This is a genomic window from Roseateles sp. P5_E1, from assembly GCF_054049335.1.
Genome location: NZ_JBFUMN010000008.1, coordinates 32,964 through 55,741, shown reverse-complemented (window position 1 = coordinate 55,741; position 22,778 = coordinate 32,964). Strand labels below are relative to the sequence as shown.

Below are 22,778 nucleotides of genomic sequence, written 5' to 3'. Positions count from 1 at the left end.
GAAGGATGCATGCTCACATGCTCGCCGAGGGCCGCGCCGCGGCCGGTCGTCATGCCGCGACCGACGCGCCTTGCACACGCGCCGCGTTGGCGCGCTCGGCCACCTCACGCGGCGGCAGGGTCTTCAGGCGATGGTCGCTCCAGACCTGGCGCCAGCGGCGTGCGCCGGGCGTGCCGTTCCACAGGCCCAGCGCGTGGCGCATCGCATGGGACCAGGAGCGGCCAGCGGCATGCACGCGATCCAGGTAATCCAGCCAGGCGTCTTCAACCTGCTCGCGCGACGCCGCCGGGTCAGGCTGGCCGAAGAAGCGCGAGTCCCACTGCGCCATGCTCCAGGGCTCGTGATAGGCCTCGCGGCCGATCATGACGCCGTCCAGCACGACCAGTTGCTCGGCGATCTGGTCTGGCGTCTTCAACCCACCATTGATGGCGATGGTCAGCTGCGGGAATTCGCGCTTGAGCTGCTCCACCAGCTCATAGCGCAGCGGCGGGATCTCACGGTTTTCCTTCGGAGAAAGGCCCTGCAGCCAGGCATTGCGGGCATGCACGATGAAGACTTCGCAGCCGGCCTCGGCAACGGTGGCGACGAAGTCGCGGACGAAGTCGTAGCTCTCAATCTTGTCGATGCCGATGCGGTGCTTGACGGTGACCGGCAGCGAGGTGGCATCGCGCATGGCCTTGACGCAGTCGGCCACCAGCTGGGGTTCGGCCATCAGGCAGGCCCCGAAGGCGCCCTTCTGCACTCGCTCGCTGGGGCAGCCGCAGTTCAGGTTGACCTCGTCGTAGCCCCAGCGCTCGGCAAGCCTGGCGCAGGCGGCCAAGTCGGCGGGATCGCTGCCACCCAGCTGCAGCGCGACCGGGTGCTCGGTGTCGTTGAAGTCGAGATGACGGGGTTGGTCGCCATGCAGCAAGGCGCCGGTCGTCACCATCTCGGTGTAGAGCAGCGCATGGCGGGTGATGAGCCGATGGAAATGGCGGCAATGGCGATCGGTCCAGTCCATCATCGGCGCGACGGACAGGCGCCAGGGAGAAAAAGCAGTCACGCAGCGGATTATCCCGGCCCGCAAATGGCAACGCCCGCGTCGGGCTGACGCGGGCGTTGAGAAATGCTGAACCGTGAGGGCTTAGCGGTTGCGGCGGCGGGACACGCCAACGCCCGCCAGGGCGGCCGCCATCACCAGGGCCAGGCTGGCCGGCTCGGGCACGGTGCCGGGGGCGGCGCTGAACTCGACCAGATAGCCGTTGATCTGGCCAGCATTGCCCGGGCCGCCGTGGTCGTTCCAGCCCATGACGGCGCCGAAGTTGGTCTGCAGGTAGTTCTCGCCACCGCAGCAGTTGTTCGGCTCGCCCGGATTCCAGCTGGTGTAGGTCAAGGCCTGGCCGTTCTCGGGACCATCACGCCAGGTGAAAGTGCCTTCATTGCCGGCGTCCGAAGCGCCCAGCCATGCCAGGATGCCACCGGCCACGGTGACGGAAGCGAAGCGGTTTTCGCCGGCGCTGGTGATGGTGGCCAGGTAGCCGGTCATGCCCAGATAGCTCGCGCTCTGGGCCGCCGTGAAGGCATCGTCCCAGCTGACGTTGGCGTCGAAGAACTCGTAGTAGTGGTCATTGCCGCCGGAGGCGGAATCCCACAGCACCGGCGAGGCTTGGGCAGCCTGGCCGAACAGGCCGGTGGCCAGCAAGGCCGTCATGAGCACTTTGCGCATTGTTGTCTCCGTCGAACGTGAAAAATTTTCGCGAGTGTGTGGAGATGCCCGCGCCAGGCCAACCCCCGATCCAGGGGGCGACAGCTTCAGCTCAGGTCGCGCAACGGATGCTCGTTCGCAGGCCAGGGACTGACGAAGAAGGCGGCCACCTCACCCGCGTCCAGATCGGCGACCGAGGCTGGGCTCCAGCGCGGTGCGTGATCCTTGTCGACCGCCAGCGCGCGAATGCCTTCGACGGTCTCGCTGCGGGCCGCGCCGCGCAAATGGAAGGCGTGGTGCACCAGATCACGCTCCAGGCGCAGATCGTCGGCCAGGCCGAGCTTGCGGCCGCGGCGCACAAGCTCCAGCGTCACCGCCATCATGGTTGGCGAGCGGGTCAACAGCGTCTCGCGGGTCTGGTGCGCCCAGTCGTCATCGGCCGCGGCCAGGGATGCCAGGATGCCGGCCAGTGTCGGCTCGCCAAAATGGCGGTCGATGCGTTCGGCGGCGGCCTTGGGGTCGGCGGTGGGGGCGAGATCGGCACACTCCATGACGGTCGCGATGACGTGCTCGGCGCTGGGCTGGGGGCTGGCCCTCAGCGCTTCGACAAGGTCGGCCCATTGCGCCGCCGGCACATAGACGTCGCCCAGGCCCCATTCGATGGCGTCGCCGGCCGCAATGGCCTGGCCGGTCAGTGCCAACCATTCGCCGACGTGGCCGGGGCATTGGGCGAGGAAGTAGCCACCACCGACATCGGGAAAGAGGCCGATGCCGGTCTCGGGCATCGCCAGCTTGGAGCGCTCGGACAGCACGCGCAGCTTGGCGCCCTGGCTGATACCCATGCCGCCGCCCATGACGATGCCATCCATCAGCGCGATATAGGGCTTGGGGTAGTGGTGGATCAGGTGGTTGAGGCGGTATTCCTCAGTGAAGAAGTCTTCCAGCGCCGGGTCACCGGCATGAGCGGCCTGGTGGAAGAAGCGGATGTCGCCGCCCGCGCAGAAGGCCGGCGCCTTGCCTTCGCGGCCCGCGCCGAGCACTGCGACGGCCTGGATCTCCGGTCGAGACGCCCAGTGGCGCAGCAGCGCCGTCATGTCGCGGATCATGGCCAGCGACAGCGCATTCAGCGCTTGCGGGCGGTTCAGCGTGATGAGGCCGAGACAGCCGTTGACGTCGGCCAGGATATGGCCGTCAGACACCAGGGTCGGGATCAGGTCACTCATGCGTTATTCAAGGAGGCGGGTTTGACAGTAGGAGGCGCCAGCGCTTCGTTGGCGATCAGCGCCGCAAGCACGAGGCTACCGCCGATCAGGGCCGCGCTGCCTGGGTGTTCGCCCGCAAAAGCCCAGGCCCAAAGCACGCCGAGCAGGGTTTCCGCCTGGCCGAGCAGGGCCAGTTCGTGGCCCGGCAGCTCGCGCGCCAGGCGCACGGCCAGCAGACAGGGAACGGCAAGCTGGAAGACGCCCAGAAAACCCAGCAGGGACAGGTCGTGCGCACTGGCCTGCAACGGCCAGGCCAGCGGCAGTGTGAACACCATGGAGATCACAGCACCGATCAGCACCGCGGGCAGCATGTCAGTGTCGCCCTGCCCCACCTTCTGCAGCAGGCACCAATTGCTGGCGGCGGCCAGCGGCACGCCCAGCGCAACGATGACGCCCAACAGCGGCCCGCCCAGCTGACCACCGAACATCCACGCGATGCCCGCGCCAGCCACGGCAATCGCCCACCAGGTGCGGGCGGGAATCGGCTGATGCAGAAAGAACCGCGCAAATATCGCCGTGAATAGGGGGGACAGCGACATCGTGACCAGCACATTGGCCACCGTCGTCAGCGACAACGCCACCATGAAGGCCGTGAACATGACGGCCCAGCACAGGCCTGAGGCCCAGACCGCACCGCCACGCATGGCTGACCACAACGCCTTGCCCCGCATCATGCCGAGGATGGCCACCAGTGCCAGCGCATTGAAGGCACTGCGCCAGAACGTGATTTCGAATCCACGCGCTGCATCCAGATGCCGCGTGACCACGCCCGCCGAACTCCACATCAGCGTGACCAGCAGCATCAGCAAAACAGCAGACCGGTGGCTCATCAACGAAGAGCGCCCCTTTCGGGGCGCGGGCAATCAACTGACTAGAACCCCCTCCTGAAGGGGGGCTGGGGGGAGCTCAAGGCGCCGCGCCAGCGAAAGCGTGTCAGCTCCGCTGAGCACGCTTTCGCTCGTTCTCGGACAAGAAGCGTTTGCGAACCCGCACGCTCTTGGGCGTGATCTCGACCAGTTCGTCGTCGTCGATGAAGTCGACGCCGTACTCCAGCGTCAGCTCGATCGGCGGCGTGACCTTGATCGCATCTTCCTTGCCGGAGACGCGGAAGTTGGTCAGCTGCTTGGTGCGGGTCGCGTTGACGACCAGGTCGTTGTCGCGGTTGTGGATGCCAACGATCATGCCTTCGTAGACCGGGTCGTTGGGCTTGACGAACATGCGGCCGCGATCGTCCAGCTTGCCCAGGGCGTAGGTGAAGATTTCGCCGTCGTCCATGGAGATCAGTACGCCGTTCTTGCGGCCGCCGATATCACCCTTGTGGGCCTCGTAGCCGTCGAAGATCGACGAGATCAGGCCCGAGCCGCGGGTCAGGTTCATGAACTCGTTGCTGAAGCCGATCAGGCCACGGGCCGGGATGCGGTACTCCAGGCGCACGCGGCCATGGCCGTCCGGCTCCATGTTGAGCATTTCGCCCTTGCGCAGGCCCAGCGCCTGCATGACGCCGCCCTGGTGGATTTCTTCCACGTCGGCGGTCACCAGCTCCATCGGCTCCTGCTTCTCGCCGTCGACGTCCTTGAACATCACGCGCGGCTTGGAAACGGCCAGCTCGTAGCCTTCGCGGCGCATGTTTTCCAGCAGGATGGTCAGGTGCAGTTCACCGCGGCCGCAGACCTCGAAGATGCCGTCTTCGTCGGTCTCCTTCACGCGCAGAGCCACGTTGTGCTGCAGTTCCTTCTGCAGGCGGTCCCAGATCTGGCGGCTGGTGACGAACTTGCCTTCGCGGCCGGCCAGCGGGCTGGTGTTGACGCAGAAGTTCATCGTCAGCGTCGGCTCGTCGACCTTCAGCATGGGCAGCGGCGACGGGTTGGCCGGGTCGGTCACGGTCACGCCGATGCCGATGTCTTCGATGCCGTTGATCAGCACGATGTTGCCCGGGCCGGCGTCGGTGACCTGCACGCGATCCAGGCCGTGGAAGGTCAACACCTGGTTGATGCGGCCATTGACAGCCTTGCCGTCCGGACCTTCCATCACGACGACCTGCATGCCGGTCTTGATGGTGCCCTGGCTGATGCGGCCCACGCCGATGCGGCCGACGAAGGTGGAGAAGTCCAGCGCCGAGATCTGCAGTTGCAGGGGTGCAGCGGGATCACCCGACTGGGCGGGCACGTGCTTCAGCACCGTGTCGAACAGGGCCGACATGTCGGGGCCCCATTGCTCGCCGGGCGCGCCTTCGGTCAGCGAGGTCCAGCCGTTGATGCCGGAGGCGTAGACGACCGGGAAGTCGAGCTGCTCGTCGGTGGCGCCCAGCTTGTCGAACAGGTCGAAGGCGGCATTGATGACGGCGTCGGGCTTGGCGCCCGGCTTGTCGACCTTGTTGACGACGACGATAGGCTTCAGGCCCAGGGCCAGTGCCTTCTTGGTCACGAAGCGCGTCTGCGGCATCGGGCCTTCCTGGGCATCGATCAGCAGCACGACGCCGTCGACCATGGACAGTGCGCGCTCGACTTCACCGCCGAAGTCCGCGTGTCCGGGCGTGTCGACGATGTTGATGTGCGTGCCGCCCCACGACACCGCGCAGTTCTTGGCCAGGATGGTGATGCCACGCTCGCGTTCGATGGCGTTGCTGTCCATGACGGTGTCGACGACCTTTTCGTGGTCGGCGAAGGTACCGCTCTGGCGCAGGAGCTGGTCGACCATGGTGGTTTTGCCGTGGTCGACGTGGGCAATGATGGCAATGTTGCGGATCGGGGTGGTCATGGTGATGCTTGGAAGAAAACCGGGTCAGGCGGAAAGCAGAGCCTGGACCTCCGGCGGGGTCAACAGGCGGTCGGCGATCAGTTCGCCAGAGGAGATGTGGGCGCTGCCGAGGAAGGCGCGGGGTTCGGGGCCGTAGACACGCACGCGCTCGGCGTCGGCTGCGGTCACGCGGCGGCGCAGCCCAGACAGGAAGCGTGCGGCCTCGTCGGCAGGCAGACGAAGCTCGGGGGCTTCGGCCAGCAGGCGGTCGGGTGAGGTCAGCAGCGCGGCGCGTTGTTCTTCGGGCAGGGCTTCCAGGCCGCTGAGCGTGATGCTGCCGTCCAGCGTCAGGCTGCCGGAGCCGGTGCGGCGCAGTGCGGCAAGCGAAGCGCCACAACCGAGTGCAGTGCCAATGTCTTCGGCCAGCGTGCGGATGTAGGTGCCTTTGGTGCAGCGGACATCGAGGGTCACGGTACCAGCCTGCACGCTGACGATGTCGATGGCATGAATCGTCACGCGACGGCTCTTGCGCTCGATCTCGATGCCGGCGCGGGCGTATTCGTACAGCGCCTTGCCCTCGTGCTTGAGCGCCGAGTACATCGGCGGCATCTGGTCGATCTCGCCGGTGAAGGCGGCGCAGGCGGCAGCGATCTGCGCTTGCGTGATGCCGTCGGCGTCACGGCGCTCCAGCACCTCGCCTTCGGCGTCGCCGGTGGTCGTGCGGATGCCCAGCGCCAGGGTTGCGAGATAGCGCTTGTCGGCGTCGAGGCTGACCTGGCTGAACTTGGTCGCGGCGCCAAAGCACAGCGGCAGCAGGCCGGTGGCCAGCGGGTCCAGCGTGCCGGTGTGGCCGGCCTTCTCGGCGCGCAGCAGCCACTTGGCTTTCTGCAACGCGTCGTTGCTCGACAAGCCCAGCGGCTTGTCGAGCAACAACACGCCATGCAGCGGGCGACGCTGGATGCGTACCCGAGCAGGCCTCGCAGTGACGACAGCCTCAGTCATTCGGCTCCTCGTCTTCTATTGCGCGTGTCGCGTTGGCCCTGTTGATCAGCGCACTCATCTCGGCGGCACGCTCGATGGTGCGGTCGAACTGAAAGTGCAGCGTCGGCACCGTGTGGATCTGCAGGCGCTTGAACAGGCCGTTGCGCAGGAAACCCGCGGCCTCGTTCAGCGCTTCCTGCGTTTCCTTCGGGTCACCGACCAGTACCGAGAAGAACACCTTGGCATGGGCGTAGTCGGGCGTGACCTCGATCGCATTGATCGTCGCCATGCCGATGCGCGGATCCTTGAGCTCGCGGATCAGCTCCGCCAGATCACGCTGGATCTGGTCGGCGACTCGGAAAGCTCGGTTGGGGATGGCGCGTTTGTGTCTCATGGCAGGTTTCCTGATCAGGCTGTTTGCGCGGTTCACGCGCGGACAGCCAACAAAGAACAAACCCCGCCCCGAGGGGCGGGGTTAACCCTCGGGATTGGAGGTCAGAGCGTGCGGGCCACTTCCTTGATCTCGAAGAATTCGAGCTGATCACCTTCCTTGATGTCGCTGTAGTTCTTGAGCTTGATACCGCACTCGAAGCCTTCCTTGACTTCGCGGACGTCGTCCTTCTCGCGGCGCACCGAGTCCACCTCGCCCGTGTAGACGACGGTGTTCTCGCGCAGCAGTCGGAAGCGAGCGCCACGGCGAACCAAACCGCTGGTGACCATGGAGCCGGCCACCGTGCCGATCTTGGAAGCGACGAACACGACGCGGATCTCGGCCGTACCCAGCGCTTCTTCGCGCTGCTCGGGCGCCAGCATGCCGGACATCGCCTTGGTCACGTCATCCACAGCGTCGTAAATGATGCTGTAGTAACGCAGATCGACCGCGTTGCCTTCGGCCAGCTTGCGCGCACCGGCATCGGCCCGCACGTTGAAGCCGATGATGACGGCCTTGGAAGCGATGGCGAGGTTGATGTCGCTCTCGCTGATGCCGCCAACCGCCGCGTGGACGATCTGCACCTTGACCTCGGCGTTGCTGAGCTTGAGCAGCGAAGCGGCCAGCGCTTCCTGCGAGCCCTGCACGTCGCTCTTGATGATCAGCGGCAGCGTCTGCACGTCGCCGGCGCCCATCTCGCTGAACATGTTCTCCAGCTTGGCGGCCTGCTGCTTGGCCAGCTTCACGTCGCGGTACTTGCCCGAACGGAAGGTCGCGACCTCGCGGGCGCGGCGTTCGTCGCCCAGCACCATGAACTCATCGCCAGCTTGCGGCACTTCGGTCAGGCCCTGGATTTCGACCGGGATGGACGGGCCAGCCTCGGTACAGGCCTTGCCGTCTTCGTCCAGCATGGCGCGCACGCGGCCGAACGTGGAGCCAGCCAGCACGACGTCGCCGCGCTTGAGCGTGCCGCTCTGCACCAGCACCGTCGCAACCGGGCCGCGGCCCTTGTCCAGCTTGGCTTCGATGACCAGGCCCTTGGCCATCGAGGCCACCGGCGCCTTCAGTTCCAGCACTTCGGCCTGCAGCAGCACCTGCTCCAGCAGGTCGTCAATGCCCTGGCCGGTCTTGGACGACACGCCGATGAAGGGCGACTCGCCACCGAATTCTTCCGGCACGACCTGTTCGGCCACGAGCTCGCTCTTCACGCGCTCGACGTTGGCGTCGGGCTTGTCGATCTTGGTCATCGCGACCACGATCGGCACGCCAGCCGCCTTCGCGTGGTGGATGGCTTCCTTGGTCTGGGGCATGACGCCGTCGTCGGCCGCGCAAACGAGGATGACGATGTCGGTTGCCTTGGCACCGCGGGCACGCATCGCCGTGAAGGCCGCGTGACCCGGGGTGTCCAGGAAGGTGATCATGCCGCGCGGCGTATCGACGTGATAAGCACCGATGTGCTGCGTGATGCCACCAGCCTCGCCTGCGGCGACGCGGGCACGGCGGATGTAGTCCAGCAGCGAGGTCTTGCCGTGGTCGACGTGGCCCATGACGGTGACGACCGGGGCGCGCGACAGCGACTCGTGCTCCTGCTCGGCGGTGCCCTCTTCTTCCAGGAAGGCGTCCGGATCGTCCAGCTTGGCGGGGAAGGCCTTGTGACCCATTTCCTCGACCAGGATCATGGCCGTCTCTTGGTCCAGCTGCTGGTTGATGGTGACCATCTGGCCCAGCTTCATCAATTGCTTAATGACCTCGGCGGCCTTGACCGACATCTTGTGGGCGAGGTCGGCCACCGAGATCGTCTCGGGGACATGCACCTCTTGGATCTGCATTTCTGCAGGTGCCTGGAAGTTGCCTTGGCCATTGCCACCACGGTCATTGCCACCACGACGTCCGCCGGCACCACCGCGCGCCGGAGCACGCCAGTTGCCGCCGCCACCCGGGCGGTTCGCGCCGGCGGGGCCGGCGCCGATGGTCTTGAGGCCACGCTTCTTGGCGGCGTCATCGGCCCAGCTGGATGACAGCTTCTCGGACTTGACCGACTTCTTGTCGCCCGGCTTGCCGGCGCCTGCGCCGGCTGCAGCAGGTGCTGCGCCCGGCGTGCCGGCCTTCTTGTGGATGGTGCCCTTGATGCCCGCGGCGGCTTCGGCCGGCTTGGGCTCTTCGGGCTTCTTCGCGACCAGCACCTTTTTGGGTGCATTCATCATCGCGCGGATCTTGGCGGCCTCGTCCTCGGCGGCCTTGCGGCGGCGGGCCAGGTCGTCCTGCTTCTGCTTCTCTTCGGCAGCGGCATCGACGGCCTTGACGACGCGCAGCGCCGGCTTGGCCACTTCGGGCGCGGGCGGTGGCGGGGCGACGACATCAGGCGCAGGTGCGGGCGGCGGCGGCGCAACGACTTCAGGCTCGGGCGCAGGCGCGGCGGCCTTGGCACCGCGCTTGGAGGCGGCCTTGTTGATCGCGGCGGCTTCGGCGGCGGCAGCAGCGGCATTGCGCTGGCGGGCCTCGGCCTGCTCGACGGGCGTGACCTCCGGCTTGGCGGCGGCAGCTGCAGCGGCAGCTTCGGCAGCGGCCTTGGCGGCGGCTTCGGCGGCAGCCTGCTCCTCGGCGCGGCGCGCCTCGGCAGCTTCACGCGCGGCGCGCTCGGCGTCCTCGCGAGCCTTCACCTTGGCGGCGAGTTCCTCTTCCTGGGCACGCAGCGCGGTGGCTTGGGCCTGGGCTTCTTCCTCGCGGCGCACCAGTTCGGCGTCGTCAGGGCCGGCAGCGACCTCGTCGTCACGCTTGACGAAGGTGCGGGTCTTCTTGACCTGGACCTGGATCGTGCGGGCCTTGCCACTGGCATCGGCTTGCTTGATCTCGGTGGTCGACTTCTTGACGAGCGTGATCTTCTTGCGATCCGCACCGGCAGTGCCGTGGGAAGAGCGCAGGTGGTCGAGCAGGCGTTCCTTGTCGTTCTCGCTCAGCGAGTCGTCGACGGAAGACTTCTTGACGCCCGCGGCATGCAGCTGCTCCAGCAGCGTGCCCGCCGGCTTGCTCAGCTCGGCGGCGAATTGGGCGACGGTAGTCACGGCCATGTGGGGATCCTTCAAATTACTTTCGGTGCGGCGCGGCGTGTGTTGATCAGGCGTTGAACCAGTGTTCGCGGGCCTTCATGATCAGCGCGCGCGCAGCGGCCTCGTCTTGGCTGGTCAGCTCAACCAGTTCGTCGACAGCCAGGTCGGCCAGATCGTCACGGGTGTTGATGCCGCCTTCAGCCAGCTTGCTCAACAGTTCAGGGGTCACGCCTTCGAGATCGCGCAAGTCCTGCGAGACCTCTTCGACCTTCTCTTCGCGGGCGATTTCCATCGTCAGCAGGGCATCCTTGGCACGGGTGCGCAGCTCGTTGACGGTGTCCTCGTCAAAGGCCTCGATCTCCAGCATTTCCTGCATCGGCACGTAGGCGACTTCTTCCAGGCTGGTGAAGCCTTCGGCGATCAGGATGTCGGCGACTTCGGCGTCGACGTCGAGCTTCTCGACGAAGAGCTTGCGAACGCTCTCGGCCTCGACCTCGTGCTTGGCAGCCGATTCCTCGGCCGACATGATGTTGATGCGCCAGCCGGTCAGCTCGGACGCCAGGCGCACGTTCTGGCCGCCACGGCCGATGGCGATGGCGAGGTTTTCCTCGTCAACGACGACATCCATGGCATGGCGCTCTTCATCCACGACGATGGATTGCACATTGGCCGGGGCCAGCGCGCCGATGACGAACTGGGCCGGGTCTTCGCTCCACAGCACGATGTCGACGCGCTCGCCAGCAAGTTCGGTCGTCACGCCGTTGACGCGCGAACCGCGCACACCGACGCAGGTGCCGATGGGGTCGACACGGCGGTCATGGCTGATGACGGCGATCTTGGCGCGCGAACCGCTGTCGCGGGCGCAGCTCTTGATCTCCAGCAGGCCTTGTTCGATTTCCGGCACTTCCTGGGCGAAGAGTTCCTTCATGAACTCAGGGCTGGAGCGCGACAGCATGATCTGCGGGCCGCGCTGGGTCGGGTCCACACCGAGGATGACGGCGCGCACGCGGTCACCGGTGCGCAGGTTCTCTTTCGAGATCATTTCGCTGCGCTTCAGGCGCCCTTCGACGCGACCGCTTTCGACAATGATGTCGCCCTTGTCCAGGCGCTTGACCGTGCCGACGAAGATCTTCTCGCCGCGCGACATGAAGTCGTTGAGCAATTGCTCGCGCTCGGCGTCACGGATCTTCTGCAGGATGACCTGCTTGGCGGCCTGTGCGCCGATGCGGCCGATGGGCAGGGACTCGACGGGTTCTTCGATGTGGTCGTCCACCTCGATGTCGGAGATCTGTTCCTGGGCTTCAAACAGCAGGATTTCGGCGTCGGCGTTCTGCAGACCGGCCTCGTTGGGCACGACATGCCAGCGGCGGAAGGTCTCGTACTCACCCGATTCGCGATCCACACTGACGCGGATGTCGGCCTCAGCGCCGTAAATCTTCTTGGTGGCCGAGGCCAGCGCGGCTTCCACCGCACCGAACACGACATCGCGCTCCACGCTCTTCTCGCGCGAGATCGCGTCCACCAGCATCAACATTTCGCGGTTCATTGCTTGAGACCTCCGTCAACCTTGTCTTGGCCGGGCGCCGCATCACTGGGCGCGCCCGCTTGTTTCTTGAGTGCTGCTTTTTTCGGCTTGATGACACCACGCTGGCCGGGCTTGCGGTCAGGCGCCGGTTCGCCGCCACGACCCTTGAAGCTGAACGACGGCACGAGGCGTGCCTCGCGCACCTCGTCGAGCGTGAAATCAAGCGCCTGATCGGCCTCGCCGTCGTCGAACACCAGGCGCCAGGCTTGGTCGTCCGCCGCATCCGGCTGCGCGCTGACCACGCCGCGGTACTTCTTGCGGCCCTGGAAAGGCGCTTTGAGCGTGATATCGATTTCCTGGCCGACAAAGCGCGCGTAATGCGCGGCCTTTTTTAACGGCCGATCCAGACCCGGTGAAGACACTTCGAGCCGGGAATATTCCAAACCCTCGACCTCGAGCACATACTGCAGCTGTCGGGTGACCTTTTCGCAGTCATCCACATCGATCAGCTCGCCGGCATCCGCCCCAGCGTTCAGCCTGTCAATCGTCACGCGCAGCGTTCCACCACTGGCACTGCGTTCGCAGTCCACGAGTTCGTAACCGAGTCCGGTCACGGTCGTTTCCACAGCGGTTTGCCAACTCATTCGGGGTGTGCGGTCTTCGGTCGAAAGAAAATCGAAAAAGCAAAAAAAATGGGCTGGATGAATCCGCCCACTCGTTCACCTGATATCGCGCCCCGGGGGATGTCGTCCGGGGCTCGTTGAAAGACTCTTTGCAGAGTTCTCTCATTTCTGGTGAAGCTCGGATTGTACTGTGCAAGTCCTATGCCGGCAAGCCGCTACGCCCTGCGCGTGCCAGAATCTGAGGCTGTTTGAGACCTCACAGGAGACAAGAATGGGCTTTCTCGCCGGCAAGCGGCTGCTGATCACGGGCGTGCTGTCCAACCGCTCCATCGCCTACGGCATTGCCCGGGCCTGCCACCGCGAAGGTGCCGAGTTGGCGTTCAGCTATCAGGGCGAACGTTTCAAGGACCGCATCAGCGAGTTCGCTGCCGAATTCGGCTCCAAACTCATTTACAACTGTGACGTGACCAGCGACGAGCAGATGGAGGCGTTGTTCAACCAGCTCGGCGAGGTCTGGCCGGAGTTCGACGGTTTCGTCCATTCCATCGGCTTTGCGCCTCGCGAGGCGATTGCCGGCAATTTCCTGGACGGCATGACGCGCGAGAACTTCCGCATCGCCCACGACATTTCGGCCTACAGCTTCCCCGCCATGGCCAAGCTGGCCGCCCCGCGCCTGCGCCCCGGTGCCGCCCTGCTCACGCTGAGCTACCTGGGCGCCGAGCGCTACGTGCCCAACTACAACACCATGGGCATGGCCAAGGCAGCGCTGGAGGCCAGCGTGCGCTACCTGGCTCACGACCTCGGCGCCAAGGGCGTGCGGGTCAACGGTATCTCCGCCGGCCCAATCAAGACGCTGGCAGCCTCCGGCATCAAGGACTTCGGCAAGTTGCTGAGCCAGTTCGCCGCCTCGGCGCCGATCCGGCGCAACGTGACCATCGAGGACGTCGGCAACGCCGCTGCCTTCCTGCTGTCCGACCTGGCCGCCGGCGTCAGCGCCGAGATCATGTATGTCGATGGCGGCTTCAGCCATGTCGCACTCGCCGGCGGCGAGTGATCAAGTGAGGTCGCGGCATGGCGTGCGTCGCGACCTGGCGTACCACGAGAAACCGCGCCGGCGGATGGGCGCAACGGCCTGATCAGGCCTTCACGCAGTCCACGTAATAGCGGCCACGGCCGGTCTCTTCGTCCACTTCATGGACAAGGCCGTGGACGTCGGTCGCGAAGCCCGGAAACTTCGCATTGAAGCTGCGCGTGAACTTCAGGTAATCGACGATCTTCTTGTTGAAGCCTTCGCCAGGAATCAGCAGCGGGATGCCGGGCGGATAGGGCGTCAGCAGCGAGGTCGTGATGCGCCCCTCAAGGTCGTCGATGCCGACGCGTTCGGTCTTGCGCTGCGCGATATGGGCATAGGCTTCCGTCGGCGTCATCAGCGGCTGCAGATTGGACAGATACATGTCCGTCGTCAGGCGTGCAATGTCGCCTTCGGCATAGGCCTGGTGAATGGACTGGCAGAGGTCGCGCAGGCCCATGCGCTCGTACTTCGGGAACTTCGCGCAGAACTCCGGCAGGATGCGCCACAGCGGCGCGTTCTTGTCGTAGTCGTCCTTGAACTGCTGCAATGCCGTCAGCAGCGTGTTCCAGCGGCCCTTGGTGATGCCGATGGTGAACATGATGAAGAAGGAATACAGCCCCGTCTTCTCGACGACGACACCATGCTCGACGAGGAACTTGGTGACGACCGAGGCCGGGATGCCGGTGGTGGCAAAGCGCCCTTCCATGTCCAGCCCGGGCGTGATGATGGTGGACTTGATCGGGTCCAGCATGTTGAAGCCCTCGGCGAGCGCGCCGAAGCCATGCCAGTCCTCGTCGGCGTGCAGCATCCAGTCCGCCGACACGGGCTCGCTGCCCTGGTCATCCTGCGCGCGCAGGAAGTCCGGCCCCCAGACCTTGAACCACCAGTCGTCGCCATAGTCCGACTCGACCTTGCGCATGGCACGGCGGAAGTCCAGCGACTCGCGGATGCTTTCCTCCACGAGCGCCGTACCGGCGGGCGGCTCCATCATCGCTGCAGCCACGTCGCAGCTCGCGATGATCGAGTATTGCGGCGAGGTCGACGTATGCATCAGGTAGGCCTCGTTGAAGAGATGCTTGTCCAGCTTGACGCTTTGCGAATCCTGCACGAGCACCTGCGAGGCCTGCGAGATGCCAGCCAGCAGCTTGTGCGTGGATTGCGTCGCGTAGACCATGGCTTCCTTCGGGCGCGGACGGTTCTTGCCCATCGCGTGGAACTGCCCGTAGAAATCGTGAAAGGCCGCATGCGGCAGCCAGGCCTCATCGAAGTGCAGCGTCGGGATGTAGCCGTCGAGCTTCTTCTTGATGGTTTCGGTGTTGTAGAGCACGCCGTCATAGGTGCTCTGCGTCAGCGTGACGATGGAGGGTTTGACCGTGGCAGCGTCGATGTGCGCCAGCAGCGGGTTGGCGGCGATCTTGGCGCGGATGGTCTCCGGACTGAACTCGCTCTCGGGAATGGGCCCGATGATGCCGTAGTGGTTGCGCGTCGGCGTCAGGAAGACGGGGATGGCGCCACACATGATGATGGCGTGCAGATTGCTCTTGTGGCAGTTGCGGTCGATGACGACGACGTCGCCGGGCGCCACCGTGTGGTGCCAGACCATCTTGTTGGACGTGGACGTACCGTTGGTGACGAAGAAGCAGTGATCGGCGTTGAAGATGCGCGCCGCGTTCTTCTCGCTGGCCGCGACCGGACCGGTGTGATCCAGCAGTTGGCCGAGCTCTTCAACGGCGTTGCACACGTCGGCGCGCAGCATGTTCTCGCCGAAGAACTGGTGAAACATCTGCCCCACCGGGCTCTTCAGGAAGGCGACGCCGCCCGAGTGGCCTGGGCAATGCCAGGAGTAGGAGCCGTCCTGGGCGTAGTCCATCAGCGCCTTGAAGAACGGCGGTGCCAGGCCATCGAGATAGCTCTTGGCCTCACGGATGATGTGGCGGGCTACGAACTCCGGCGTGTCCTCGAACATGTGGATGAAGCCATGCAGTTCGCGCAACACGTCGTTAGGCAGATGCTGGCTGGTGCGCGTCTCGCCATAGACGTAGATGGGGATGTCCGGGTTGCGGTTGCGAATCTCCTGGATGAACTTGCGCAGGTTCAGCACGACAGGGTCCATCTCGGGCCCCGCTGTGAATTCCTCGTCGTCAATGGACAGGATGAATGCCGAGGCGCGGCTTTGCTGCTGGGCGAACTGCGACAGATCGCCGTAGCTCGTCACGCCCAGGACTTCCATGCCCTCCTTCTGGATGGCCTCGGCCAACGCGCGGATGCCCAGGCCCGAGGTGTTCTCGGAGCGGTAATCCTCATCGATGATGACGATGGGAAAGTGAAAACGGATCATCGGCGGCCTCCAGCGGGCGGGCATCAAAAAACGAAGCGGCGAAGTGTAGGGCCGCAGCATGTCCCACTCGCGTCAGCGCAGTCTATAAACTGACCCGACAACACTTACCTGGGGAGACAAGATGGAATGGAACTGGGCCACCGTCTGGTGGATCGCTGCAGGAGCGCTCGTCGCGGCCGAATTGGCCAGCGGCACCTTCTATCTGCTGATGCTGGCCGTGGGCGCCATCGCCGGTGCGCTGGCGGCTCATCTCGGCGCGAGCTTGACCGCACAAGTGCTGACCGCCGCCGTCACGGGCGGCGCAGCGGTCGTGGGCTGGCACCTGCGGCGCAGCCGCATGCCCGCAGCCGCTCCCGCTGCAAGCAACCCAGATGTCAACCTCGACATCGGTCAATCCGTCCAGGTCGAGACCTGGTCAACCGACGGCCGGGCCAAGGTGCAATACCGCGGCGCTGCCTGGCAGGCACGCTTCATCGGCAGTCCGCCGACCCAAAGTGGCCGGCATGTGATTCGCGCGGTCGAAGGCAGTTGTCTGCTCCTCGATCGCTGAGCCTGCAAACCAACAACACCGGGAGGCCTCATGGGGTTCCAAATCGCACTCGTCATCCTCGTCATCGCGGCCATCTTCGTGGCGCGCTCCATCAAGGTCGTCCCGCAGCAGAACGCCTGGGTGGTGGAGCGCCTGGGCAAATACCACGGGACGCTCACACCGGGGCTCAACTTCCTCGTGCCCTTTGTCGACCGGCTGGCCTACAAGCACTCGCTGAAGGAAATCGCGCTCGATGTGCCCAGCCAGGTCTGCATCACCAAGGACAACACCCAGTTGACGGTTGACGGCATCCTCTACTTCCAGGTCACCGACCCCATGCGGGCGAGCTACGGCGCGAGCAACTATGTTGTCGCCATCACGCAATTGGCGCAAACGACGCTACGCTCCGTCATCGGCCGCATGGAGCTGGACCGCACCTTCGAGGAGCGTGCCGTCATCAACACGTCCGTCGTCGAGGCCCTGGACGAGGCGGCCTTGAACTGGGGCGTCAAAGTGCTGCGCTACGAGATCAAGGACCTGACGCCGCCGCCAGCCATCCTGCATTCCATGCAGGCGCAGATCACGGCGGAGCGCGAGAAACGCGCGCTGATTGCGGCGTCAGAAGGCCGGCGCCAGGAGCAGATCAATATCGCGACCGGCGAACGTGAGGCGGCCATTGCACGCTCGGAGGGTGAGAAGCAGGCCGAGATCAACCAGGCACAGGGCCAGGCCGCAGCGATCACCGCTGTCGCGGACGCGACTTCGGACGCCATCCGCAAGATCGCAGCGGCCATCCAGCAGCCGGGCGGTGATCAGGCTGTGCAGCTGAAGGTCGCCGAGAAGGCTGTCGACGCCTATGCCCAGCTTGCGCAGAAGAACAACACGATGATCGTGCCGGGCAATATGACGGAAGTCGCTGGTTTGATTGGCACCGCCATGGCGTTGTTCAAAGGCGGCGCAAAGGCCTGAGGCCCAGAACAAAAAAGCCCGCGAGGGCCCTGAACAAGGGCAGTCGCGGGCGCAAGACGTTCGGGGGGCGCCGAACGAAAGCGATGGAGGTGTCGCTTTTCCTAAGATCTGCTCAGAGGATCGGGATCAATTACCCGTAATCGGGAAGCCGAGCAGTTCTGCGAGAACTTCCCAAAAAGAAACTTTTTCCATTTGCACCGTCCGGCTAGCAGCGTTGAGATGGCGCGCAGTGTGTAGGACGGGCAGACAACAGAGAACTACAAACCCTGGTAGGGCCGGTAGCCGGTCAGAGCAGCCCCAGCTCCATAGCCTTCAGCACGGCTTGGTGCTTGGTGGACACGTCGAGCAGCTTGAACAGTTGCTTCATGTGGTAGTTCACCGTGTTCTCGCTGATGCCTAGCAGGCTCCCGACAACCCAGGCGCTCTTGCCCTCCATCGTCAGCTTCAGGATCTCAAGCTGTCGTGACGGAAGCTGCACCGCAGGTTGTGCCGATCTCTTGGACACAAGCAGCCGCCCTGCAGCGTCCTGTGCATGAACGGCGAGCAATTGCAAGTCCGCGATCATCCGATTCAGCTTGATCGGATCTTTGGGCAAGGGTGCGTCCCGATCGAGCCCGAGAAGCAACCGGCGGTAGCCAGGCATTTGGACACCTACGGCAACACCGGTCCGGTAGCCGAACGGTGCATACATCTCCCACAACTCGCCTGCACCGGCGTCCACGTAGAAAGCCTGGTCGTAAATCAGCGGTTTGGTCAGGCTCGCCAAACGTTGATGCACGGGGTCGCGTTGCGCGTAGCTGTTGTCCCTGGAAATCTCCAAGAAAGCCTCAGGTGTGTTACCTACGGCGACGTACTCAGTCTTCGCACCCGGCCCACGGTGCTCGATGGCCAGCACGCCAACGACCAGACCGAAATCCAGGTCATTCGCGAAGGCGATCAGCCCCTGTCGAAAAGACGTGAGATCTGCTGCTTGACTGACTTGTTCGTACCGCTGGAGGTTCATGCGCTACTAGGGTTGGTAGGCGCAGTGCGGCCTCGACGAACGCAAACTGCAAACCATCCAAATGACGGGAGATCCGAATGCAGATGGCAGCCTGGCAACTGATGGCCTGCGAGACGGTCGTCAAGACTGTAAACGAGTTTGAAAAAGTGACAGACGACCTGCGTCAAATCGGAAGCAGTGTCAGAGTGCACGATGCACGTTCCGGGCTGCGATGTGGCCAGGAAGTGTGGGCTGCACTGGCCGATGGCGAAGCCATCCAGATTGCATGGGAATGGACGGAGATCCAGCCTGACGTCGTGGCGCTGTTCGACCCGATGAACATCTTGTGCAACGTCGCGCTGATTGACGGCCACGGGCATGAGCTGGCGCGTTCGCGGCGCATGCTGCACCTCAACAATGTCGTGCACCAGCTCGACTGGCGCGGCGCCCTGGACTGGCGCAGCAGCAACTGACGGAATGTCGCCTTCGTGAGCACGCAATAGGTTATGATTGTTGGCTTGCAGGAGAGGTGGATGAGCGGTTTAAGTCGCACGCCTGGAAAGCGTGTGTGGGCTAATACCCACCGCGGGTTCGAATCCCGCCCTCTCCGCCAAAGTATGAACGGGCCCACTGGGCCCGTTTTGCTTTTCTGGCTCATGACTGATCGACATTCAGTCGCAGTTCAGCCCACAGAAAGCGCAGTTCGTCGCGTCAAGGTGGCCCGCTGTCCGACCTTGCTCAACACTTCAGTCTGCGCCCTGCCGATGAGCAAGGCTGGAGCCGGAGATGCCAAGAGTGAAAAAGGGATGGTGGTGCTTGAGCTTGACGCTCGGATTGCTGATCGGCGGCATGCCGGCAAAAGCCAGTGAGGTTGTCAAGCTCGCTCGCCTCGTTGTCAGTGGCAAGCGCGGTCCCGCCGAAGCCCCGCGGGCCGCGCCGGCTGAACAGCGCCCTGCCGGCCCAGCCAGCCCACAGATTCATGGCACCGGCGGGAATGACGACGCTGGCACAGCGCCCGCCCCGGCCCGCGGCCTCGTCTCCTAAGCAGCCAAGTAAAAATGCCCCGAAACCTATGGTTTCGGGGCATTGCTGTTTTTGGCGGAGTGGACGGGGCTCGAACCCGCGACCCCCGGCGTGACAGGCCGGTATTCTAACCAACTGAACTACCACTCCGCGTGGGATGAATTCAATACCGTCTTTCGACAATATCCAAGTTCATCAAACTTGCCCGTCTTGCGACGGGATTGCCAATCGCATTCCCATCATACGACGAGATTGCCAATATTGGCGTCCCCTAGGGGATTCGAACCCCTGTAATCACCGTGAAAGGGTGGTGTCCTAGGCCTCTAGACGAAGGGGACAGAACTTTTTAAACAAACTGCGTGCCACACAAAAACCACAAGAGTATTTGGTGGAGGTAAGCGGGATCGAACCGCTGACCTCTTGCATGCCATGCAAGCGCTCTCCCAGCTGAGCTATACCCCCGGTATAAACCGGTCGCAAAAAGCAAACGGCCAATAAATTGGCCGTTCTTTTATCGGGTGGACCCGATGGAATCCTTGGCGGAGTGGACGGGGCTCGAACCCGCGACCCCCGGCGTGACAGGCCGGTATTCTAACCAACTGAACTACCACTCCGCGTGGGATGAATTCGATACCGTCTTTCGACAATATCCAAGCTCATCAAACTTGGCGTCCCCTAGGGGATTCGAACCCCTGTAATCACCGTGAAAGGGTGGTGTCCTAGGCCTCTAGACGAAGGGGACGAAACCTTCGCAACTTGAACCGCGCGCCATCCAATAAGCCAAGGCCTTTTGGTGGAGGTAAGCGGGATCGAACCGCTGACCTCTTGCATGCCATGCAAGCGCTCTCCCAGCTGAGCTATACCCCCGTGTTTTCGAGTTGACTGTTGTCAGTCTCTTCGTTAACAGCGCTGTTCAAGCGAGACCAAGAGTATATGACGAAATTCAAATGGAATGCAAGCGTTCGAGGACTTTTTTCTTGTCGAAGTGCTCCAGCACGGCATCCACACTCGGGGTCTGAGAACGCCCGCACACCAGCACGCGCACCGGTACCGCCAACTGCGGCATCTTCAGTCCGGTGGCCGCAAGGGTTTCCTTCAAGGCCTGCTGGATGCCGGCCTTGTTCCAGTCGGTCATGGCCGACAGTCGTTCTGCCAGCACAGCCAGTGCCGGGCGCACGGCATCGGTGATGTAAGCCGCAAGATCCTCGACCGATGGCATGACGGGCGCGAAATACATCGCGAGCCAATCGGCCAGTGCGGCGGCCGTCGCGCAGCGATCCTTGAACAGACCGACCTTGGGCTGGACCTGCTCTGCCGTGGCTTGAATACCCTTGGCCTTGAGTTGCGTGACGACAAGATCAGCCAGCCGGCCCTCATCGATCTGCTTCAGGTAATGGCCGTTGACCCAGTCCAGCTTGGCCGGGTCCCACTGCGCGGGGCTCTTGGACAGGTGCGAGCCATCGAACCAGGCCACCATTTGCTCGGCCGTGAACAACTCATCGTCGCCATGGCTCCAGCCCAGGCGGGCCAGGTAATTCAGCATGGCCTCGGGCAGGTAGCCACCGTCGGCATAGGCCGTCACGCTGACAGCGCCGCGGCGCTTGGACAACTTCTGGCCATCGTCACCCAGGATGATGGGCAGGTGTCCAAACTGCGGCAGCGGTGCGCCCAGCGCATTGAAGATGTTGATTTGCCAGGGCGTGTTGTTGATGTGCTCGTCGCCGCGGAAAACATGGCTGATGCGCATGTCCCAGTCATCGACGACGACGGCGAAGTTGTAGGTCGGCACACCGTCGGTGCGCACGATGATGAGGTCGTCGATCTCGCGGTTGTTGATCGTGATCGGCCCCTTGACCAGGTCGTTCCAGGTCACGTCGCCATCGACGGGGTTGGCGAAGCGGATGACGGGCTTCACACCCTCCGGCGGGGCGGGCAGCACCTTGCCCGGCTCGGGGCGCCAGCGGCGGTCGTAGAGCTTCTTCTCGCCGCGGGCGTGCTGGGCCTCTTTCATCGCGTCCAGTTCCTCCGGCGTCGCGTAACAGCGATAGGCCTTGCCCTCGCTGATCAACTGTTCGACGACGGCCTGATAGCGGTCCAGGCGCTGCATCTGGTAGATCGGACCCTCGTCGTAGTTCAGGCCGAGCCAGTTCATCGCCGCAATGATCTGGTCGACCGAGTCCTGCGTGGAGCGGGCCACATCCGTGTCCTCGATGCGCAGCACGAACTCGCCGCCGTGGTGCCGGGCATAGGCCCAGGAAAAAAGGGCGGTGCGGGCCGTGCCCAGGTGCAGAAAGCCGGTCGGCGACGGTGCGATGCGCGTGCGGACCTTGTCGAAAGTGGAGCTCATCGGATTTTCAAAGTGGAAAGGCCACGCAGCAGATCGTCAGTGATGTCGTCTACATGCTCGAGGCCAACGGCCAGGCGGATCAGCCCCTGCCCGATGCCGGCGGCTTGACGCTGGTCCTCGGTCAGGCGGCCGTGCGAGGTCGTCGCGGGGTGAGTGATGATGGATTTCGTATCGCCGAGATTGGTGGCGATGGACAGCACGCGCGTGCTGTCGATGACGTGGAAAGCCGCTGCGCGTGCAGCTTCAGAGGTATCGGCGCGCAGGTCGAAGGACAGCACCGCCCCGCCCTGCCCGCTTTGCTGGCGCATGGCCAGGTCATGCTGAGGATGGGATGCGAGCGATGGGTAGTAGACATGGTCCACCTCCGGCTGCGCCTCCAGCCAGCGCGCAACGGCCAGGGCCTGCTCGCTCTGGGCCTTCATGCGCAGCGACAGCGTCTCCAAGCCCTTGAGCACGACCCAGGCGTTGAAAGGCGCCAGCGTCATGCCGACGGTACGCAGCACCGGGCCGAAGACATCGCGGATCAACTTGCTGGAGCCACACAGCGCGCCGGCCATCACGCGACCCTGGCCATCCATGTACTTGGTGGCCGAATGCATGACGATGTCGGCACCCATCTCGGTGGGGCGCTGCAGCGCTGGCGTCGAGTAGGTGTTGTCGACCGCCAGGATGGCGCCGGCCCCGTGGGCAATGTCCGCCAAGGCGCGGATGTCGCAGACCTCGGTCAGCGGGTTGGTCGGCGTCTCGGCGAAGAGCAGTTTGGTTGTCGCCTTGACGGCTGCACGCCATTCGGCGAGGTCAGTCTGCGAGACAAAGCTGGTCTCGACACCGAACTTCGCGAATTCCTTGGCGAACAGGTTGATGGTCGAGCCGAACACGGAGCGCGAGCAGACGACGTGATCGCCGGCCTTCAACACGCCCATGCCGAGCAGCAGGATGGCGCTCATGCCAGTGGACGTAGCGATCGCCGCCTCGGTACCCTCCAGCGCAGCCAGGCGCGCCTCCAGGCTGCGCACGGTCGGGTTGCTGGTGCGCGAGTAGGTGAAGTCCTCGGAGTTGGAGAACTTGCGCGCCGACGTTTCCGCGTCGGGCTGGACGTAGGCCGTGGTCAGGAACAGCGCTTCGGAGTTCTCGCCATGCTGGCTAGGCGCCAGCGCCGTGCGCACGGCCAGCGTCTCCGGGCGCAGGCCCTCGGGCAAGGTGCGGCGAGCGGGGTCGCTCATGCGTTCA

Annotated in this window: 17 protein-coding genes, 7 tRNA genes and 1 pseudogene; 5 read left to right on the top strand and 20 right to left on the bottom strand. The window is 64.2% G+C overall.

Annotated elements, in window-relative coordinates; genetic code table 11:
* Window positions 1-49: 49 nt before the first annotated feature.
* The 10 genes and pseudogenes from dusA to rimP form a co-directional block, all read right to left on the bottom strand.
* Window positions 50-1,003 (bottom strand): tRNA dihydrouridine(20/20a) synthase DusA, encoded by a 954-nt coding sequence (gene dusA, locus ACXJKJ_RS10285; protein WP_457390089.1) that lies wholly within the window; start codon window positions 1,001-1,003, stop codon window positions 50-52.
* Between the two features lie 120 nt (window positions 1,004-1,123).
* Complete coding sequence (locus ACXJKJ_RS10280) at window positions 1,124-1,705, bottom strand: lectin-like protein (protein WP_457325510.1); 582 nt, start codon at window positions 1,703-1,705, stop codon at window positions 1,124-1,126.
* An 86-nt stretch (window positions 1,706-1,791) separates the two neighbouring features.
* Window positions 1,792-2,907: an enoyl-CoA hydratase/isomerase family protein gene (locus tag ACXJKJ_RS10275; protein WP_457355797.1), complete on the bottom strand. Its 1,116-nt coding sequence runs from the start codon at window positions 2,905-2,907 to the stop codon at window positions 1,792-1,794.
* Window positions 2,904-3,776, bottom strand: coding sequence for a DMT family transporter (locus tag ACXJKJ_RS10270; protein WP_457326210.1), 873 nt, complete (start codon window positions 3,774-3,776; stop codon window positions 2,904-2,906). Before ACXJKJ_RS10270 ends, ACXJKJ_RS10275 begins: the two co-directional genes overlap by 4 nt.
* A 103-nt stretch (window positions 3,777-3,879) precedes the next feature.
* Window positions 3,880-5,703: a translational GTPase TypA gene (gene typA, locus ACXJKJ_RS10265; protein ID WP_056196714.1), complete on the bottom strand. Its 1,824-nt coding sequence runs from the start codon at window positions 5,701-5,703 to the stop codon at window positions 3,880-3,882.
* A 24-nt stretch (window positions 5,704-5,727) separates the two neighbouring features.
* On the bottom strand, window positions 5,728-6,684 hold the full coding sequence (gene truB / locus ACXJKJ_RS10260) for a tRNA pseudouridine(55) synthase TruB (protein ID WP_056196710.1): 957 nt from the start codon (window positions 6,682-6,684) through the stop codon (window positions 5,728-5,730).
* Window positions 6,677-7,057 (bottom strand): 30S ribosome-binding factor RbfA, encoded by a 381-nt coding sequence (rbfA, locus tag ACXJKJ_RS10255; protein ID WP_457390026.1) that lies wholly within the window; start codon window positions 7,055-7,057, stop codon window positions 6,677-6,679. The genes truB and rbfA overlap by 8 nt, the downstream gene beginning before the upstream one ends.
* A 101-nt stretch (window positions 7,058-7,158) precedes the next feature.
* A complete protein-coding gene (gene infB / locus ACXJKJ_RS10250; RefSeq protein ID WP_457390025.1) occupies window positions 7,159-10,161 on the bottom strand; it encodes a translation initiation factor IF-2 in 3,003 nt (1,000 codons plus the stop codon).
* A gap of 46 nt (window positions 10,162-10,207) precedes the next feature.
* Window positions 10,208-11,686 carry a transcription termination factor NusA gene (nusA, locus tag ACXJKJ_RS10245; protein ID WP_457355792.1) on the bottom strand — a complete coding sequence of 493 codons (1,479 nt, stop codon included), beginning with the start codon at window positions 11,684-11,686 and terminating at the stop codon, window positions 10,208-10,210.
* A gap of 116 nt (window positions 11,687-11,802) precedes the next feature.
* Window positions 11,803-12,309: pseudogene (gene rimP / locus ACXJKJ_RS10240) on the bottom strand (ribosome maturation factor RimP); the annotation flags it as partial.
* 250 nt (window positions 12,310-12,559) lie between these two features.
* Here rimP and fabI point away from each other — a divergent pair.
* On the top strand, window positions 12,560-13,342 hold the full coding sequence (gene fabI / locus ACXJKJ_RS10235) for an enoyl-ACP reductase FabI (protein ID WP_457390024.1): 783 nt from the start codon (window positions 12,560-12,562) through the stop codon (window positions 13,340-13,342).
* Window positions 13,343-13,424: 82 nt separating this feature from the next.
* Here fabI and ACXJKJ_RS10230 read toward each other — a convergent pair whose 3' ends face one another.
* On the bottom strand, window positions 13,425-15,698 hold the full coding sequence (locus tag ACXJKJ_RS10230; RefSeq protein WP_457390023.1) for an Orn/Lys/Arg family decarboxylase: 2,274 nt from the start codon (window positions 15,696-15,698) through the stop codon (window positions 13,425-13,427).
* Window positions 15,699-15,819: 121 nt separating this feature from the next.
* Here ACXJKJ_RS10230 and ACXJKJ_RS10225 point away from each other — a divergent pair, with 121 nt between their 5' ends.
* Together ACXJKJ_RS10225 and ACXJKJ_RS10220 are read left to right on the top strand one after the other, a co-directional pair.
* Window positions 15,820-16,248 (top strand): NfeD family protein, encoded by a 429-nt coding sequence (locus ACXJKJ_RS10225; RefSeq protein ID WP_457390022.1) that lies wholly within the window; start codon window positions 15,820-15,822, stop codon window positions 16,246-16,248.
* Between the two features lie 30 nt (window positions 16,249-16,278).
* Complete coding sequence (locus ACXJKJ_RS10220) at window positions 16,279-17,196, top strand: SPFH domain-containing protein (protein WP_056196690.1); 918 nt, start codon at window positions 16,279-16,281, stop codon at window positions 17,194-17,196.
* Window positions 17,197-17,482: 286 nt separating this feature from the next.
* On the opposite strand, the gene ACXJKJ_RS10215 is transcribed toward ACXJKJ_RS10220, so the two are convergent.
* Window positions 17,483-18,199 (bottom strand): helix-turn-helix transcriptional regulator, encoded by a 717-nt coding sequence (locus ACXJKJ_RS10215; RefSeq protein WP_056196685.1) that lies wholly within the window; start codon window positions 18,197-18,199, stop codon window positions 17,483-17,485.
* A gap of 77 nt (window positions 18,200-18,276) precedes the next feature.
* Here ACXJKJ_RS10215 and ACXJKJ_RS10210 point away from each other — a divergent pair, with 77 nt between their 5' ends.
* Entirely contained in the window at window positions 18,277-18,651 is a 375-nt protein-coding gene (locus tag ACXJKJ_RS10210; protein ID WP_056196681.1) for a hypothetical protein, read from the top strand.
* Window positions 18,652-18,701: 50 nt separating this feature from the next.
* A tRNA-Ser gene (locus tag ACXJKJ_RS10205) sits at window positions 18,702-18,791 on the top strand.
* A gap of 483 nt (window positions 18,792-19,274) precedes the next feature.
* Here the strand turns inward: ACXJKJ_RS10205 and ACXJKJ_RS10200 are convergent.
* The 8 genes from ACXJKJ_RS10200 to ACXJKJ_RS10165 form a co-directional block, all read right to left on the bottom strand.
* Window positions 19,275-19,351 (bottom strand) — tRNA-Asp (locus ACXJKJ_RS10200).
* Window positions 19,352-19,463: 112 nt separating this feature from the next.
* A tRNA-Glu gene (locus ACXJKJ_RS10195) sits at window positions 19,464-19,539 on the bottom strand.
* A gap of 48 nt (window positions 19,540-19,587) precedes the next feature.
* Window positions 19,588-19,663: transfer RNA gene (locus tag ACXJKJ_RS10190), tRNA-Ala, on the bottom strand.
* A 75-nt stretch (window positions 19,664-19,738) separates the two neighbouring features.
* A tRNA-Asp gene (locus tag ACXJKJ_RS10185) sits at window positions 19,739-19,815 on the bottom strand.
* A 52-nt stretch (window positions 19,816-19,867) separates the two neighbouring features.
* Window positions 19,868-19,943: transfer RNA gene (locus tag ACXJKJ_RS10180), tRNA-Glu, on the bottom strand.
* 49 nt (window positions 19,944-19,992) lie between these two features.
* Window positions 19,993-20,068 (bottom strand) — tRNA-Ala (locus ACXJKJ_RS10175).
* Window positions 20,069-20,144: 76 nt separating this feature from the next.
* Window positions 20,145-21,548, bottom strand: coding sequence for a glutamate--tRNA ligase (gene gltX, locus ACXJKJ_RS10170; RefSeq protein WP_457390021.1), 1,404 nt, complete (start codon window positions 21,546-21,548; stop codon window positions 20,145-20,147).
* A complete protein-coding gene (locus ACXJKJ_RS10165) occupies window positions 21,545-22,771 on the bottom strand; it encodes an O-succinylhomoserine sulfhydrylase (protein ID WP_457355786.1) in 1,227 nt (408 codons plus the stop codon). Before ACXJKJ_RS10165 ends, gltX begins: the two co-directional genes overlap by 4 nt.
* Window positions 22,772-22,778 lie beyond the last annotated feature (7 nt).